The organism is Acinetobacter sp. NRRL B-65365, assembly GCF_001605865.1.
In the GTDB taxonomy this organism is placed as follows: domain Bacteria; phylum Pseudomonadota; class Gammaproteobacteria; order Pseudomonadales; family Moraxellaceae; genus Acinetobacter; species Acinetobacter vivianii.
Window position 1 is genome coordinate 67,508 of the sequence record NZ_LRPD01000002.1, and the last position, 17,148, is coordinate 84,655.

Consider the following 17,148-nt stretch of genomic DNA (forward strand, 5'->3'; position numbering starts at 1 on the left):
AAATGCCAAGTCGGCAAATTACGCTTAGGTCGCTTGAATCAATTTAAAACGGGGCTGGATTTGTCTATCAGCCAGTTGAACCGTTTCAGTAAACATTGCCAATGGGCGTACCCACATTGAATAATCGCCATATAAGCATTGATACACGACCAGCTCCTCTTCAGTTTCACTATGACGAGCAACATGAAAGACTTGATAAAGTTGTCCTTTATAATGTTGATAGATGCCGCGCTGTAATGCCATATTGCTTATCCTCTATTTATGCCATGCAATGATTGCAGTTGTATAACAAGTTTGATTGTACTGATTTTTTTATCGAAAGATACATTTCAAAATTCAACGGATAAATTAAAAATTCAAAAAACCGATCAAAATAATAAAAACATACTGTTTTACCTATTTATGGTTTTTGCGTACTATAGCCTCATTGAATGAATTTACTGATTTAAAAGTCTTAGGGTTTGGAGTCATACATGTTAGATCAAAATATTAAAACTCAATTAAAAGCTTATTTAGAACGTTTAGAAAGTCCGATTGAACTGGTTGCTGCTTTAGATGACTCAGATAAAGCAGAAAAAATCAAAGAACTGGTGACTGAAATCGCTGAACTTTCTGATCAGGTTACGGCGCGTTTTGACGGTTCAAACGCTCGCCGTCCTAGCTTCGGTGTAGCGAAAGCAGGCGAACAACCGCGTGTATTTTTTGCTGGTTTACCGATGGGACATGAGTTTACCTCTTTGATCTTGGCATTATTGCAAGTCTCTGGTTATGCACCGAAAGTGTCTGATGAAGTCTTGACTCAAATCAAAGGCTTAAACTTGACTGCAAACTTTGATGTGTTTGTTTCATTGAGCTGTCATAACTGTCCAGATGTAGTACAAGCACTTAACCTCATTGCAATCAATAACCCAAATACCACAGCGACCATGATTGATGGTGCTTTCTTCCAAGACGAAGTAGAAGAACGCAAAATTTTGGCTGTACCTATGGTATTCCAAGACAATGAGCATATCGGTCAAGGTCGTATGACTTTGGAAGAAATCGTTGCCAAGTTAGATACCAATTCTGCTGAGAAAGATGCAGCGGCTATCAATGCCAAAGATGCGTTTGATGTATTGGTGATTGGTGGTGGCCCTGCAGGCGGTACCGCAGCGATCTATGCAGCACGTAAAGGCATTAAAACAGGTATTGTGGCTGAACGCTTTGGCGGTCAGGTGATGGATACCATGGATATTGAAAACTTTACTACTGTGCAAAAAACGGTAGGTCCTAAGTTTGCTCAGGATATGGAAGCACATGTACGTGAATACGGCGTGGATATCATGAACCTGCAACGTGTCAGCAAGATCACAGGTGCAGATCAAACCGCAAACGGTCTGGTTAAAGTTGAACTGGAAAATGGTGCCAAGCTTGAATCGAAAACCATCATTCTTTCAACTGGTGCACGCTGGAGAGAAATGAATGTTCCGGGTGAAGCAGAATACCGTACTCGTGGTGTCGCGTATTGCCCACACTGTGATGGCCCATTATTTAAAGGTAAACGTGTTGCGGTGATTGGTGGCGGAAACTCGGGTGTTGAAGCTGCGATTGACCTTGCAGGCATTGTTGAGCATGTGACTTTGGTTGAATTTGATACCAAGCTTCGTGCCGATCAAGTATTACAAGACAAGTTAAACAGCTTGCCAAATACCACAGTAATCATGAATGCATTGAGTACAGAAGTGGTTGGTGATGGCGCTCAAGTAACAGCATTAAAATACAAAGACCGTGCGACTGATGTTGAACATACGGTTGAGCTTGCAGGGATCTTTGTACAGATTGGGTTATTGCCAAACACAGATTTCTTAAAGAACAGTGCTGTCGAGTTGAGCAACCGTGGTGAGATCGTGATTAATGATCGTAACGAAACCAGTGTTAAGGGTGTATTTGCCGCAGGTGACTGTACTACCGTGCCATACAAGCAAATTATCATTGCCACAGGTGAAGGTGCCAAAGCATCACTTTCTGCCTTTGATTATATGATCCGTTCTGGCCTCTAAACTGATTTAAAAATAAGACGCGCACTTATATTGACCGATGTAAGTGCGTGTTTTTACAAATTTTCAACTTTATTCTTTGTGCAGTTTATGGTTATATTTTTGGTATCCATTCCTATTGGATGCCACAAAGAAAAGGAAATAGACAATGAATAAATTACTTGTTGCATTAGGTCTTGCTGCTACTGTTGCGCTTGTAGGCTGTAATAAAGATAAAGCACCTGAAACAGGCGCGACCACGGGTGAACATTTAGAACACGCTGCTGATCAAGCTGGCGCAGATATTAAAGACGCAACTCAAAATGCGACTAACGATGTTGCAACTGCTGTAGATACAGCGGGTGATCAAATTGATGCTGCTGCTGATCACACTGCAACGGCGACTGCTGAAGCTGCTGCAAAAACTGAAGCTGCTGCACGTGATGCAACCACTAAAGTTGCTGGTGCTGTAGAATCAGGCGCTGCTGATGTGAAAGAAAAAGCTCAACAATAATTTTGTTGAAATAAAAAAGCCTCTGTAAACAGAGGCTTTTTTATTGGGTTGTATTAGCTCAACAGCCCTTCATCACGCATCGCAATCTGAACCGATTGACGCTCAGCAATTTTATTACGTAGCGCTACGATATGGATATATGGTGTTAAATCATGTTCGATATGGTTTGACCAGTTGGTTAACACAAACAAATAGGCATCTGCTGGACCAAAATTATCATCGACCAGATAATCACAATCCCAACCCGCCAGATAGTCATCGATATATTTCAACAAACGATCCACTTCAGCATATGCCTTGGTCTTCTCATCGTCAGTCAGTTTACCGGTGAAGAAAACCGCATAAGCATCATGCAGTTCCGAGTTCAAATATCCCAACCATTCAAGTACTTTTGCTCTCCCCATCCCTGATGGCGGAATCAAGTCCTGTTTTGGATCGTGTTGCGCCAAAAACGGTAAAATCGCAACATTCTCGGTTAAAATCAAACCTGGATTAATTTCCAAAGCAGGAACATAGCCCTTTGGATTAATCTCGTAATAATCTGCACCTTTTGAGGTTTTATGTGTTTTTAGATCAACGCGTTCTAAATCAAAATCGACATTTATTTCATTTAAAATAATATGGGCTGCCAATGAGCATGCACCAGGTGAATAATACAACTTCATAATTGATCCTTGTTATCTAACAACTTATGCTCTAGAACGTTCCTACGAAACTCGAGAACAGAATAACTCAAACTTATAATAGCTTTCATGCTAAGAACATCTACACCACTACTATTAATGAATTTTTTTCTGCCTTGCAAGTTATATTCCGTGACGATTGATTAATTTATGAAAAAACTCACCCAAACTCGTCACGGATATACAGTTACGCTCTGCCAAAAAGTTTGCCTAACCATTCCAAAAGTGAATTTAAGAACGCTGCAATGACACTTTTCGGATGTTCAGGTTCAAGTTGCGAATCAGCTGATTTCATATCCAGATCAACAATCACAGGATCATGGTCTGAAGAACGATATGCATCGGCTGAGAAGAACAGCTCCTTTTGCTCATCGGTTTTATATTCTTCGTTATAGTCCAGTACCGTTGGCTCATCCGCATTGATATGCCATGCAAAGGTTTTGATCACACGCTTATACAGGTTGGCATCCGCAATGGCATGATCCAGATTACCTGCCCCACCATAACCCTCAGCATTGCTCGACACACCAAAGACATAGCTATAGGCATTGGCACCCTCACCGACCTTATGATCATTCAATAACACTTTATAATTGGCTTTCTCAAAAGTCAGAATTGGGTCTTCTTTAGCATAGCTGTTCATATCACCCAATAATAAAATATTCGGATTTTTGACCTGAGTTGGATTCTTGGCAATCCATTGCGTTAATTGTTCAACCGCTTTCACACGCGTTGGATTCCAGCAGCCTTGCCCGTCTTGTTGATCAGCATCTAAAGAATTGGCATCTACACCCGAACAGCCTTTCGACTTAAGATGATTCGGAATAACCGTAAAAATCTGTCCGCCCTGCACGGGTTTAAATGACTGTGCAATCGTGCTACGGTTTTTATCCCCCAAATCCAATACAGCGGCTTTATTAACAGGTTGCACACGTTTAGCGTTATAAATAATTGCGACGGCAATTACATCGGTACCAAGCTGATTCAAACCTTCAGGAATCACATATTTCCAGTCTGGGCCTAGCGCCTTGGTTAAATTAGCAATAGCACTGTCACTGCCATAACCATTGTTGGCAATCTCCATCAAGCCATATACATCAGCATCAATTGATTTCATTGCATTGACGATTTTGGCATGTTGCTTGTCAAATTCAGCTTTGCTATTGGCACCACGTTCAGTTGGGAAGCCATTTTTACCATTGTCATAGTTGAGTACATTAAATGCAGCTACACGGACATGTTTGCTTTGTTTAGCGGCGATGCTCGTGCGTGGATTAGAACTACTCACCACTTCTGGCAAGTTCGCCCCCGCTATCGGTTGTACGCGCCATGCATTAAAGCGATATTCCAAAATACCTTGAGTATTTTTTAACTGATATCCTGAACGTAGCGTATTTAAAGCACTAAAGTTTTGTGGCAACCATGGTGCTCGATTCTGGTTGTTATAGCCATCATCAAAAATAATCTTGGACAGCAGATTTTGTTGCGCTAAGGCTTTTGCTTCATTCGACAGTGCTGGATACAGATTGGTTGGAATAAACAAACGACCAAGGCTTAAAGATAATTCACCATAGCGCCCAAAATTATAGTTTTCACTGACGGTAAGCGTTTGCGGGAACTTGACCAGCATACCTTGATAACGTTTTGGTGAGTTCCCCGTCGTCTCGGTTAGACTGTTAAATGGCAAGTTCAACGCAATTGGCTGGATCTGATCTGCCATATTCTGGTTACAGGTGAGAATATCCTGTTGTAACTGATCGATCTGAAGCTGGTTTTGATAACTGGTCAAACGACCACGTAGAATGACTTCATCACCGATCTGCCCACCTTTCACTGCACTGCTTGCAGGAATATAGACAAAAATGGCATTACTAACATTTGGTATAGCTTTGCTATCAGGCGTTTGTACATAAAAACCCGAGAAGCCATTGTTATAGCGATAATCCCCTGTGATCACACCACGAATGGTATAACTTTGGTCTTGCGTTGATTCTGCCAGTTTTGCAATCGGTGTATCGCTACTGCTACAGCTTACATTTTCAGTAACAGGCGGAGTTGTGGTTGACCCTGTTAAATTGGAAAAATCATTGCGATCTGTCCACCCCTGCCAAGATTGATCCAGATCAAATGGACTAGTTGGATCAATACTCACCACAGGGTTTTCGGTCTGTGTACGTTTAAAGCTGTTGCCCATACTGAAAACAGTTGTGCCCCAACCATTTGTAGGACGTTCACCAATGCGGCCAAAACGATCTATAGGTGTACCGCGATACAGCAAAACAACCGCATCATCGCCATTAAAGGATAAGCCAGCAACCTGATTCACCTTATTTCCTAATTGCGCTTGTAATTCTGAACGGCCGATCAGGAATTTTTGTTTGCTAGCTAAACTGCCCTGTAAGGGAAATGCTGCGGTTTTAACGGTGCCACCATTATTAAACTGCTGGATTTCATAATCCGCCAGATTCACCGTAGTTGCATCTGGATTATAGATTTCCAGTCCCTTTTTATTACTACTGCCATCGACATATTGGCTAAACATCAATTGTGCATGTGCAGCAGAAAAGATTGAAGATACGCCTAATAAACCTAGACAAATGGCGATCGAATGATATTTAAAATTATTCATGATTTTTTACTTAGTGTTTAAATTGCCATTAGGCTATGCAAGTTCTGTGACAGCACCATGAAGATTTTTTGACAAATTTTCATCATTTTCAAAAATAATCAGCGAAATAAAATCACTTAAAAGTTTGACTTGTCCACCTGAGCACTTAAAATACGGCATTTCTATATTTATATCTCCAGAATCATGTCAAACGATCAGTTAGAAACGCAAATTACGGAACTCGACAATTTGCCTGAGCACCGTGAAATTGTGACGTTTATGCGTCGTTCAGCTCCGCTCAATACTTCACAACGTACTGCTTTAGAAGATTATCGTGATTTAATTTTGGAATACCCTGTTGGTGATTTACGCCAGCACTTTGAAAATCCTGAACGTCCATTGACCGTTGAAATCGGTTTTGGTATGGGTCGTTCTTTGGTATTAATGGCAAAAGCCAATCCTGAACGCAACTTTGTCGGAATCGAAGTGCATGTTCCTGGGATTGCACAGTGTGTGTATGAAGCAGGTATGGCTGGCTTGAAGAACCTATTTGTACTAGATGCAGATGCAATTCAGGTCTTACGCGAAATGCCAGACAACAGCATTAACTGCGTACAGCTTTACTTCCCAGATCCATGGCAGAAGAAGCGTCACTTTAAACGCCGTTTTGTGATTCATGAACGTATGCAACTGGTTGAACAAAAGCTTGAGTTGGGTGGTACCTTCCACGCAGCGACAGATTGGGAACCGTATGCAGAGTGGATGCTTGATATTCTAGACAATCGTCCTGATATGGAAAACTTGGCAGGTAAAGGCAATAGCTACCCTCGTCCAGAATGGCGTCCAGTCACTAAATTCGAGCGTCGTGGTCTGGAATCTGGTCATAAGATTAATGACTTTATTTTTAAGAAAATTAAATAAGCTGATTTAGTTTTCGAAGGAAGCCACTAATTGTTTAGTGGCTTTTTTAAATCTAAGATTTAAAAATAGTTACTATGAGTTGTTCTCTAACTGCTTTAAAGCATCTACAGACTCTTGTACTCCATTATCATTGGCTTTTTTAAACCAATATTTAGCTTTTTCCTTGTTATTAAACTGATGTTGATATAAATATGCCAAGTTATATTGAGCTTGAGGAAGCTCTTGCTCTGCTGCTTTGGTAAATAGCTCTAAAGCCTTTTTTTCATCTTTAGGTAATCCATCACCATTAAAATAAGCATTAGCCAAATTGAATTGTGCTTGAGGAAAGTTTTGTTCTGCTGCTTTGGCATATAGTTCTAAGGCCTTTTTCTCATCTCTAGGTAAACCATCACCTTTTAGATAAGCATTAGCTACATTAAACTGAGCTGGTGCAAAATTCTGCGCTGCTGCTTGAACGAATAGATCTAATGCCTTAGCTCTATCTTCTGCTACAAAATTTCCGTGAGCATACATAAGGCCTAAGTTATATTGTGCCTCTGGAAAGTTTTGTTGTGTTGATTTGCTGAACCAGAAAAAAGCTTTTTCATAGTCTTGTTGAGTACTTAACCCTTGAAAATACATACTGGCCAAATCATTTTGAGCAGCCGCTGAACCTTGTTTCGCAGCTTTTTCAAATAAATTGAATGCCTTTTTATAATTTTGTGAAGTCCCTTGTCCCAAATAGTACTTTTCAGCTTCTTGATATAACGCATCCGCCTGAATCGTCTGATCATTATGTTTTTGTGTGACATCTGAACAGCCACTCAATTGAGCGAAATTTAAAAGTATCAAAATAAGAATAAGTTTTTCTTTCATTTGAAGATAAATACCTTGTATAAATCAGATGAGTTTAAAGTCAGATTTTCATATCCATAGAAAGATTGAATGTACGATTACAACTTTGCTTTCCAATAGTTTGCTTTTTCAGGACTATATTTAAAGCTACTACTTTCTGCGTAAATATCATATAACAATGCTTTAGCTGATGAGTTTCCATTACGTACAGCCATTTCTGCATATCGTATTGATTCATCTAAATTCTGTTTCATACCGGCACCATTATAATATTTAAGTGCAGTATTATATTGCGCTAACGGATGACCATGGTCTGCTGCCCGCTTAAACCAGACAAGGGCTTGAAGTGGATCTTGTTCTACACCCTCTCCTCGTTCATACGCTAAGCCCACATTGTTTTGTGACTCGAGATCACCCTGCTCAGCTGCTTTTAATATCCATTTAAAAGATGCTTTGATGTCCTTTTCAACACCATCCCCACCATATAATTGAGCAGCAACAACTGTCTGGGACTGTATGAGTCCAGATTCAGCAGATCGAATAAAATATGTAAACGCTTTTGCCCTATCCTGTTTTACATTTAAACCTTTATAATATGCCAACCCAACATTATGAATCGCAGATGGATTTCCCTTTTTAGCCCCTTCTTCAAACCACATTAAAGCTTTTTGACCATCTTTTTTTACGGCTTCATTGCCATCTTGATAAATCAGCCCTAATTGCAGCATGGCATTTGAAGAACCTAGTTGTGCAGATTTCTCAAATAATTCCAATGCTTTCTTTTGATCAAATTTTTTACCTTCTCCTGTGGCATACATAGATGCCAATACAAAAATAGCCTCTGCATCATTTGCTTTTGCAGCCTTTTCCAGATCATGTTTAGACTTATATTCAGACACATCTTTATAATCTTTAGTTAAAGTTCCTTGTGTATGTTCTTCTTTGTCTTGACTACATGCTGATGTGAGCGATATTAAGACAATAAACAAAAATCTAAGCTTCATTAAGTAACCTTTTACTTTAAAATTTTTTCTTATCAAAATAATCTTTTGGATAAGGATCTCTTCCTTTTAAGTTTTTCCGATACTCCATTACACTGATGTTAATTCCATCATTAATTAAATAATCATTGTAAAAATCCTGCTCTTTAGGAGCATCAAAACCTAATTTTTCAAATATTTGTTCGGATAATTCACCAAAATTTTCATAGGATTTACGAAACGCAAAATAATTAATAAATGCCATTTGTGCTATACAAAGGAATAATCCTATGAATAGCCACTTTATTAAATCAAAAAAAGATCCCCAAGAATAATCAAAATCAAACAGATAAAAAAGTAAAAGCATTATTGAAATTCCACCCCAACAAATAAGGGTGAAATAATAGGTCTGCATCACAATCGCTTTATAACCCATTTTTACTGAACGACCCATTTCATAGATCATATAAAGCAAACCTGATTTAGGATCGACAACTGCATAAACTTGATGTCGTCCCTTTACAGGCTTTTCATTAATTACAGCAATCAATTCATCATTTTCGTCAAAACGTACAGTGGTAAATTGTCCTAGTAAAGGACACTCCTCTATTTCACCAATAAAAGTTATTCCATCTTTTGCTTTTCCAGCCATTAATAAAATAGGCGAGCTTGTAAGCAATGAACTACTTCCAGCAAGTACACCTGCAAAAGCAGTGCCTGCTGCAATCCCACCCACATTCTGATTTACGAGTATTTTGGATTTGGCTTTTTCTAAAGAATGGATTGGGCCTTCTACCAGTTTTAGATTTAATTGTAGACCAGTCATCACTCACTAACTTTTTTCTTATCAAAATAATCTTCTGGATAAGGATCTTGACCTTTTAAATTTTTTCTATAATCCATCACACTGATGTTGATTCCATCATTAATTAAATAATCATTGTAAAAATCCTGCTCTTTAGGATCATCAAAACCTAGTTTTTCAAATATTTGCTCTGATAAAGTTCCAAAATTTTCATATGATTTCCTATAACCAAAATAATTTACAAAGGCCATCAATGGAATACAGATAAAAATACTTATAAGTATCCACATTATTAAATATAGAAAAGAATCCCAAGAATAATTAAAATCAAAGATATAAAAAAGTAAAAGCATTATTGACATCCCACCCCAACAAATTAAAGTGAAATAATAGGTTTGCATAATAATCGCTTTATAGCCTTTTTTTACTGAACGCCCCATTTCATAGATCATATACAATAAGCCAGATTTAGGATCAATAATTGCATAAACTTGATGACGTCCATCCACAGGCTTGTCATTAATTACAGCAATAAGCTCATCATTTTCTTTAAAACGAGCCGTCGTAAATTGCCCTAGTAAAGAATATCCCTCTATTTCCCCTGTAAACGTGATGCCATCTTTAGCTTTACCTGCCATCACCAAGATAGGAGCACTGGTAAGTAACGAACTACTTTCAGCCAGTACACCAGCAAAAGCGGTGCCAGTTGCAATTCCTCCCACATTTTGATTTACGGGTATTTTGGATTTGGCTTTTTCTAAAGAATGGATTGGACCTTCTACCAGTTTTAGATTTAATTGTAGACCAGTCATCACTCACTAACTTTTTTCTTATCAAAATAATCCTCTGGATAAGGATCTGGGCCTTTTAAATTTTTTCGATATTCCATGACACTAATATTCACACCATCTTTAATAATAAAATCATTGTAAAAATCTTGTTCATCTACATTTTTAAAACCCAAAATAGAAAATATTTCCTCAGATAACTCAGCAGATTGTTTGAAGTTCTTTCTAAAAACAAGGTTCATAAATACACTAAAAAAAACTAAAAGAGCAAAAAGAATTAAAATAAATAATTTTATACTTTCAATTAAATAAGAAAAATGTAGAATTTCTTTTCCAGAAAAAATATCAAATATAAAAAATAGTCCTGAAAAAATAACACTAGCACTTATAGACCAAATATAAACTTGCTGCCAAATATTTTTATATGATTTTTTAAGAGACCTTCCCATTTCATATAACATATATAGCAAACCCGACTGAGGATCCAATATAGAATAAGCTAAATGCCGTTCCTGTTCTTTTTCATCACTAACTACAATAATAAGTGGATCATTTTCTTGAAACTGGACGGTAGTAAATTGCCCTATAACCTTATAACCACTGACTTCAAAAGTAAAAGTTTTAGCATCAATTCCTCTTGCAGCCATAAGCATAATTGGAGCATTAGTCATTAAAGTGCTACTTGATGCTAAAGTTCCGAGCATCGCTGACCCAACAGCTTGTTTTCCTATATTTTTTAAAGGATGAATTTTAGAATCTTCAATAGCAAGTTTCTGAATTTTACCTTGAATAACTTTCATATTAAATACTCATAATAGCTTTACTAAAAGCCTCTTCTTCATCTTTAAATAGCTTAAATTTACTTGAATCTTTACCAAATATTGATTTCTCACACCATTTTTGTAAATCATCATCTAGCACATATGTCTTAAGCAAATATTCAACAACCAATAAACCAATACCAATCCAATTACAATATGCTGCAATACGAATAAAATTTGCGCCTAAAAGCATTCGTGTAAAAGCTATTTTATTAGCTGAGGTCACTATCCATGAATTTTGTAATATTGGTAAATTTAGTAATAAGCCGAAACCGACTCCAACCATTACTAAAGATACAGTTGCCTTTGTGAATAGAAAGGCCATAAGAATTTTATCTTTATCACCTTCTTTTTCTTTATACAAGGCAAATGCATCTATACAAAAAGATATAGTAGCTGCTGAAACAGCCAGTCTTGCACCATATAAGCGAATTTTATTTGCCTTCTCCTTAAAACTTAAAGCTTCCATCCCCCCACCAGCAATATCCAATACTGCTGCTGAAGATGCTAATACCCCTGATATTAATTGGAATCCATTTTCCCAATTTTTTTCGCCAATAAACTTATTAGATTGAACTCCAAAATTTATTAATTCAAACAAGGCAACGATACTGGAAATCCTAATTGCTACACTTGTTGAAGACTTACTCAGAATTTCTTTAATTTTTTGTGCCGCGGTATTCTGCCCTGCATTTTTCCAACGTTTTTGAATCTCGGTTGCATTCAGTTGAGCACCCGCATTCGTCATTTTTAAATCTATATTATAGAGCAATGACCATTTCGGCACTTTGTCTGTTAATAACGAACTATGCGCATAAGCTATAAATGAAACACGCGCAAGACTTTTTGAAATCAATGGATTTATATTATATTGCAGGCTCCATTTAGTCACACTTCTAGTAATTTCTGAAATCCAAAGTAAGGATTTAGCTGGGTTATACCATTTCAGATCATTAACTTTGTTATTTGGGTCCGCTAACCATTGCTCCCAAAGCTGGTCGGCACTGACAAATGCAGCAATTAAGCTTTTTAAACTGGATTGTGTCTGATCCCAAGTTAAAGAAGTAATCTCAGAGCTTTTTGCATTATACTGATCAATTAAATTTTTTTGGTTATAGGTAACTGCTCGCATATATAGATTATCGTCAGAAATTTTTTCAACCCCCAACCATTTTTCCATTAATGCTTGTCCCTCATCACATCCTGTCATTCCATCCATTACAGCTAAAGCATGTACATGAAACAATGCACCATATTCTTTTAAGATTGTTTGATCATAAACATAAAATGCATTAAGCAACTGCTTAGATTTAAGCCACTTGATATGATCACTTGCATAAGTTTGAGCAAGTGTAAGGCCCTCATTAGTTAGCTTTTTTACTTCTTTATCAAAAGCTTTTTTAGCATCCCAATTAATTTTTGGAGAATATTTAGTTTCCCATGTTAGTTTAGCTTCAGCTTTAGATTGGGTTATGATTTTCTCTTTTAACTTTTGCTCACCCTGTGCAATTTTTTTATTCCGTTGCTGAAGAAATTTATCTTTTTCAGCAACGGGTGCACGATCCCAAATTTCTTGAACCTTACTTAAATATTCTCTCTGATCCATCGAACCAAATTTTGGTATTTTATCTTTGGCATATTCTAATTTTGCAGTCAGGTCAACAACTTGACTTCGTGCGCTTAATTGCTGATTAATTAGCTTATTCTCAACAACCATTTTAATACTATCTACGAGCTGAGAAGATTGCAGTCGGTGCTCGTTGCTAATCTTTTCTTCATTTTTGGCTAGATATTTTGTTAATTTACCAAACTGACTATTACGACTTTCGTTCAACTTCCTCGTAATACCAACTGGATCATACAATGCCATACAAGCAAGTGACTTTGGTTCATTTTTAAATTTATTCAGCGTTGCATCAATACGGTTTTCACCAAAACTCTTTATATTATAAACCGTGGTTTTAAACTGGCCTGCTGCAATACAATGCTCCTGTGTACTTCCAGCACTGATTAAAACTTTCTGCCATTTCCCTTCTGATACAAACTTCTCTGCATTTTTTTCATATTCACTGAGTTTTGACTTACTCATAGGCACATGCGTATGAATGATATACGCAATTTTGGCCTCATCTTTAGGATTGCTTTCTACAGAAATGACAGAAGAATTAAAGTTATGTCCAGCACCTTTGCAGGCAAATTCAGGGACGCTTTTAGGCGCTTCTTTGCCAACAGGAAAATATGATAAATGTCCTTTCGGTGTAACTAGATAGCCTGCCCACTCCAAAGCTCCAGATGCCCGTTTTACTAAACGATATATATATCCAGTATCAATCATTTCTACTGCATATTTAAAATGACTTAACTGAATCTCTTTTACATTTTTTCCTAATGTTGCAGGCAAAGCCGGTACAGTACCTCTTACCACCGTATAACGTAAAGGTAAAATATTAAACCCCGTTTTACGACAGAAATTCGAACATTCCTTTTGTGCTTGCCCTGCACTATTATTCTGTACATTTGCAGCAGTAGCCTGCTTGGCAGACTTGGCAATTTCACTCTCTTCTATTTTTTTATTTACGTCTTTGGCAACTGTGGGAATACGCATATCACCAACAGGTTTGGCTTGTCCTAGCTTCAGAGTTTGAGCTTGCTGTTGCTTTTGCTGTTTTAGAACTTCACCAAATTTCGAGTTAGCCGTATTTAGATTTTTCAATTTTATCTTTTCATTTGTTGTCATATCACACCTTATACATTTAGATCTTGCTGAATAACAGAGTACAAATCAGCATCCAGATAATCCATTGCATCTGTAAATGAAAGCTCACCCTGCACGCAATGCGCGTAAAGAATATCCGTCACTACAGGATGAGTCATAAAATCCTTATGAATAATTTGCCCATATAAACCATAAGTAACGAGATCTAAATTATTTTCTAGTCCATAAACTTGATATGCTTGTACTAAAGTTTTATGAATCTCTACAGGGCGTAATTTTGAAATATCGACGTCTTTAAAATCATTTAGCTGTTGAAATACACTATTTGCTATTTCAACCAGATCTAATGCGACCGATTGAGATTGATCCAGAGAACGAAGCGCTAATGTTTTGATTTGAGCTCGTTCCTCATGAGATTCGATGCTATAAAACCCTGTAGGATGTAAAAAATGCCAAGCTTCAAAGTTATCTAATAAACTCAATACATTTTTTTCTTCTAAAATATCATTTAAATAAATCAGTACCCGAGGATCATACCAACGGAATAAAATTTTCCGTCCTTGATCAGACACAACCAACTTATTTCTTATCTGATCTCTTAACTCTTCAAGAGATTCTGTTTTTGTTATACCAAAGCCATGTACAAAGTAATAGTCATTGGTAATATCTTTATTGCGCAATAAATTTAGCAGCACATCATCTTTTACTTGCTCAAATACCTTTTGATCATCAATACGTATCAAAAAAAGATTAGATGTTTCCATGTCCTTTTTAATTGCTAAAGGAATATAAGCAGTATTCTTTTTCGCTAAGGTATTGACCACATCATCAAAAATTGAAGAATTTAAGGTGTTATCTAACAAAAAGATGATATGACCATATTGATGTAATAACTTTATACATTGTTGTTCTAACTGGACTCTGTCATCTTGTTCAGAAATATATTGAACTGCTGTAAAAATAGGTAAACTCATGATAAGTCAACCTTAGCTGAGCCATTTTGGGCTGCCTGTGTCTGCTTCGCAGAACAGTCTGGTAAATCAATTGCAGGGACATTCACAGATGCTCCCCCCATAAACAAATGCTGCCCAGCCTTCACTTCAAACTTGCCACCTGTGATCGGAAAAATACCTGAACCATCCAGCTTGATCTGAGAACCATCCGCTGTGATCACGATTTCTTTCGGACTGGTAATTTCAATACGATCTTCCGTCGAAATAATCTGAATCCCTTGCTTGGCAAGCAAATCCATTCCATCTGCTTGAGCCAATGCCTCAAACTTACCTTTAGCAGCCACCTGTTTAATCCCATTCTGTGCAGCAAACAGGCTGGCTTTACCACTCACATGTGCAATCAGATTCTTTTGCGTACTCAAATTGATACTATCGCCTGCAAACTGATTGATCGGCCCATCTGCGGATAAATGAATATCTTCCTTGGTACTCAGACCAATGCCAGCAGGTGAACTCAATAACAGCATCGCCTTGTTAAACTTGGCAATATCAGCTTCAATTTCATCAGCAAAGGCTTTCAACTGATCAAGCGATTCAATCTCATCGGTCTGCTGGTTCTTGGCTACTTCACTTAAGGCTTTGGCATTGCTCTGGTTGCCTTCAAGCTGTTGCTTGGCTGGTTGGGCATCAAGATGTTCGCCTTGTGCCTGATCCTGCTTATGCGTGGAAACCAGTAGACCTTCTCCAGCTCGGACTGCACCCCATTGATCGGTACGCAATTCAAAACCTTCACCTCGGTCTTCACTTTCGGCCTTGTCTTTAGGATGGCTCAGTTTACCTAAGTTAAGTTGGCTGACGGCATGGCTGCTTTGTAGTTGGGCACTAATTTGTCCTGTGGTGTCATCAAAGCGTAACTGGTTAAAGCCTTCGCCTTGGTATTCTTTGGACTTGATCCCCGCCAGCTTCTTGGTGTCTGGGAGCTTGCCTGCATTGTCGAACTTGGTTGGGCTGCGTTGTGCTTCGTGAATGCGGCCCACCACAAACGGACGGTCAATGTTGCCATCAAAGAAGTCGATCACCACGATTTCATTGATCCGTGGCAGGAAACGTGCGCCATAGCCTTCACCTGCCCAAGGTGTCAGCACATCCACCCAAGCTGAATCGGTGTCGTTGTCATTGGCACCTGCACCACCATCATGACTGTGGTCTTCATTGCGGGTAAACAGGAAGCGGACTTTTATCCGTCCCCATTCATCGACATGGATTTCTTCGCCACTTGGGCCCACCACTTTGGCACGTTGTGGAGAGGCTGCTGGGCGGTGTTGTAATGGGTTATATTCGGGTACGGTTTTAATACTACGACGTTGTAGTGTGAGTTGATTGGCTTGGCGTTCTTCTGTGTTGCTTTGTTTGGTGAGCTGCCAATGACTTTGTGCCAATAGCTGATTAATCTGCTGCTGTAGATCTTTCGGTAAGTTGTTCTGGTTATAGAACTGTTTGCCTGTGATCAGGAATTCTTTGTCTGCGCCACTGTGCTGGTCAATCTCAGGGTGTTCTGCCAGTTCAAACCAGTAACCCACATGGGTATCTCGGACGGTGCTCTTCGCCACGAACTGTTTGGATTGTTGGTCGTAGTATTGGCCGAGGTTCTGATTGAGCTTTTCAATTTGCGCATTGCCAGATTGGGTTGCACCATCTTCACCATTGAGGTCTTGCATCCATGCTGGTGAGAAGTGCCATGCCTGTTCTAAACCAAGGCTGGCATTGTCGTGTTGTTCACTATATTTGTGTGTACTTTGCACACTACCTGCACCTTCTTCCTGTTCCAGTGCATCGGCTTGCCAGCGTTGTACATGGACTGCACTCGGTTGTAATGAGCGTTGCCCCACTAAACTGGTCATGCTGTCGTATTGTTCAGTAGCACTACTGCGGTGGTAGCGAATATGGCGACGGTCTAAGGCTTGGTACTGGCTATTGTCATCAATTAAACGGAGTTTCTGGGCCTGAATCTGTTCGCTGGCACTACCGACTTTCAGCTTTGATTCGTCGACCAGCCAGTTAATCCCTTCACTACGCATCAGACGGGTCAGAAAGTCATAGTCACTTTCATTGGATTGCATGATAAAGGGACGGACGTCATAGTCTTGGCTGAGTCCGCTTAAATCAAGTGTTAAACTCGATGCAAATAAGGGACTTTTTTGTTGCCATTCTTTGAATATGATTTCCACCACATCACGCACACTTTTATTCATAAACACGCGGCTGTTACGGCGTTGTTTCCACAGTGCGGTTGGATCTTCGAGCGTGAGTTTATAGAGAGTTAAGCTACCATCAGACTGACCTTGTAAAGCTTGAGTGATAATCCCCGTGACACGGCTTAGTTGGCCCTGATCGGTAACGGTGTCAATTGCAGCTTGGCTGCCAATAAATTGTTTAAGTGGAATGGTGGCATTGGTCGACAAACAGATCAGCTCTGCCTTAAAGCCAGCGTTTAATTCATGCTGGCCATC

At 38.7% G+C, this 17,148-nt stretch carries 14 protein-coding genes; 3 read left to right on the forward strand and 11 right to left on the reverse strand.

Going from position 1 to position 17,148, the window contains the following annotated elements:
* Positions 1–24: 24 nt before the first annotated feature.
* Entirely contained in the window at positions 25–243 is a 219-nt protein-coding gene (locus tag AWW72_RS01625; protein WP_062846224.1) for a DUF1653 domain-containing protein, read from the reverse strand.
* Between the two features lie 230 nt (positions 244–473).
* On the opposite strand from AWW72_RS01625, the gene ahpF reads away from it, so the two are divergent.
* Together ahpF and AWW72_RS01635 are read left to right on the forward strand one after the other, a co-directional pair.
* On the forward strand, positions 474–2,039 hold the full coding sequence (gene ahpF, locus AWW72_RS01630) for an alkyl hydroperoxide reductase subunit F (RefSeq protein WP_062846225.1): 1,566 nt from the start codon (positions 474–476) through the stop codon (positions 2,037–2,039).
* A 145-nt stretch (positions 2,040–2,184) separates the two neighbouring features.
* On the forward strand, positions 2,185–2,529 hold the full coding sequence (locus AWW72_RS01635; protein ID WP_004772688.1) for a hypothetical protein: 345 nt from the start codon (positions 2,185–2,187) through the stop codon (positions 2,527–2,529).
* 53 nt (positions 2,530–2,582) lie between these two features.
* Here the strand turns inward: AWW72_RS01635 and AWW72_RS01640 are convergent, their stop codons facing one another.
* Both AWW72_RS01640 and AWW72_RS01645 read right to left on the reverse strand, forming a co-directional pair.
* Positions 2,583–3,194 carry a glutathione binding-like protein gene (locus AWW72_RS01640; RefSeq protein ID WP_004772690.1) on the reverse strand — a complete coding sequence of 204 codons (612 nt, stop codon included), beginning with the start codon at positions 3,192–3,194 and terminating at the stop codon, positions 2,583–2,585.
* Positions 3,195–3,399: 205 nt separating this feature from the next.
* Positions 3,400–5,841 (reverse strand): ExeM/NucH family extracellular endonuclease, encoded by a 2,442-nt coding sequence (locus AWW72_RS01645; RefSeq protein WP_062846226.1) that lies wholly within the window; start codon positions 5,839–5,841, stop codon positions 3,400–3,402.
* Between the two features lie 183 nt (positions 5,842–6,024).
* On the opposite strand from AWW72_RS01645, the gene trmB reads away from it, so the two are divergent.
* Positions 6,025–6,741 carry a tRNA (guanosine(46)-N7)-methyltransferase TrmB gene (gene trmB / locus AWW72_RS01650; RefSeq protein WP_062846227.1) on the forward strand — a complete coding sequence of 239 codons (717 nt, stop codon included), beginning with the start codon at positions 6,025–6,027 and terminating at the stop codon, positions 6,739–6,741.
* Between the two features lie 72 nt (positions 6,742–6,813).
* Here trmB and AWW72_RS01655 read toward each other — a convergent pair whose 3' ends face one another.
* The 8 genes from AWW72_RS01655 to AWW72_RS01690 form a co-directional block, all read right to left on the reverse strand.
* Positions 6,814–7,596 (reverse strand): SEL1-like repeat protein, encoded by a 783-nt coding sequence (locus tag AWW72_RS01655; RefSeq protein WP_062846228.1) that lies wholly within the window; start codon positions 7,594–7,596, stop codon positions 6,814–6,816.
* A gap of 77 nt (positions 7,597–7,673) precedes the next feature.
* Positions 7,674–8,579, reverse strand: coding sequence for a tetratricopeptide repeat protein (locus tag AWW72_RS01660; RefSeq protein WP_062846229.1), 906 nt, complete (start codon positions 8,577–8,579; stop codon positions 7,674–7,676).
* A 16-nt stretch (positions 8,580–8,595) separates the two neighbouring features.
* Positions 8,596–9,381 (reverse strand): putative type VI secretion system effector, encoded by a 786-nt coding sequence (locus AWW72_RS01665; protein WP_062846230.1) that lies wholly within the window; start codon positions 9,379–9,381, stop codon positions 8,596–8,598.
* Positions 9,381–10,172 carry a putative type VI secretion system effector gene (locus AWW72_RS01670; RefSeq protein WP_062846231.1) on the reverse strand — a complete coding sequence of 264 codons (792 nt, stop codon included), beginning with the start codon at positions 10,170–10,172 and terminating at the stop codon, positions 9,381–9,383. Before AWW72_RS01670 ends, AWW72_RS01665 begins: the two co-directional genes overlap by 1 nt.
* Positions 10,172–10,948, reverse strand: a complete 777-nt coding sequence (locus AWW72_RS01675) for a putative type VI secretion system effector (RefSeq protein WP_062846232.1) — start codon at positions 10,946–10,948, stop codon at positions 10,172–10,174. The genes AWW72_RS01670 and AWW72_RS01675 overlap by 1 nt, the downstream gene beginning before the upstream one ends.
* A 1-nt stretch (position 10,949) precedes the next feature.
* Complete coding sequence (locus tag AWW72_RS01680; RefSeq protein WP_062846233.1) at positions 10,950–13,706, reverse strand: T6SS effector BTH_I2691 family protein; 2,757 nt, start codon at positions 13,704–13,706, stop codon at positions 10,950–10,952.
* Between the two features lie 8 nt (positions 13,707–13,714).
* Positions 13,715–14,659 (reverse strand): DUF4123 domain-containing protein, encoded by a 945-nt coding sequence (locus AWW72_RS01685; protein ID WP_062846234.1) that lies wholly within the window; start codon positions 14,657–14,659, stop codon positions 13,715–13,717.
* Positions 14,656–17,148 (reverse strand): type VI secretion system Vgr family protein (locus AWW72_RS01690; protein WP_062846235.1); only part of this gene is annotated, 2,493 nt, incomplete at its 5' end. The genes AWW72_RS01685 and AWW72_RS01690, both read right to left, overlap by 4 nt.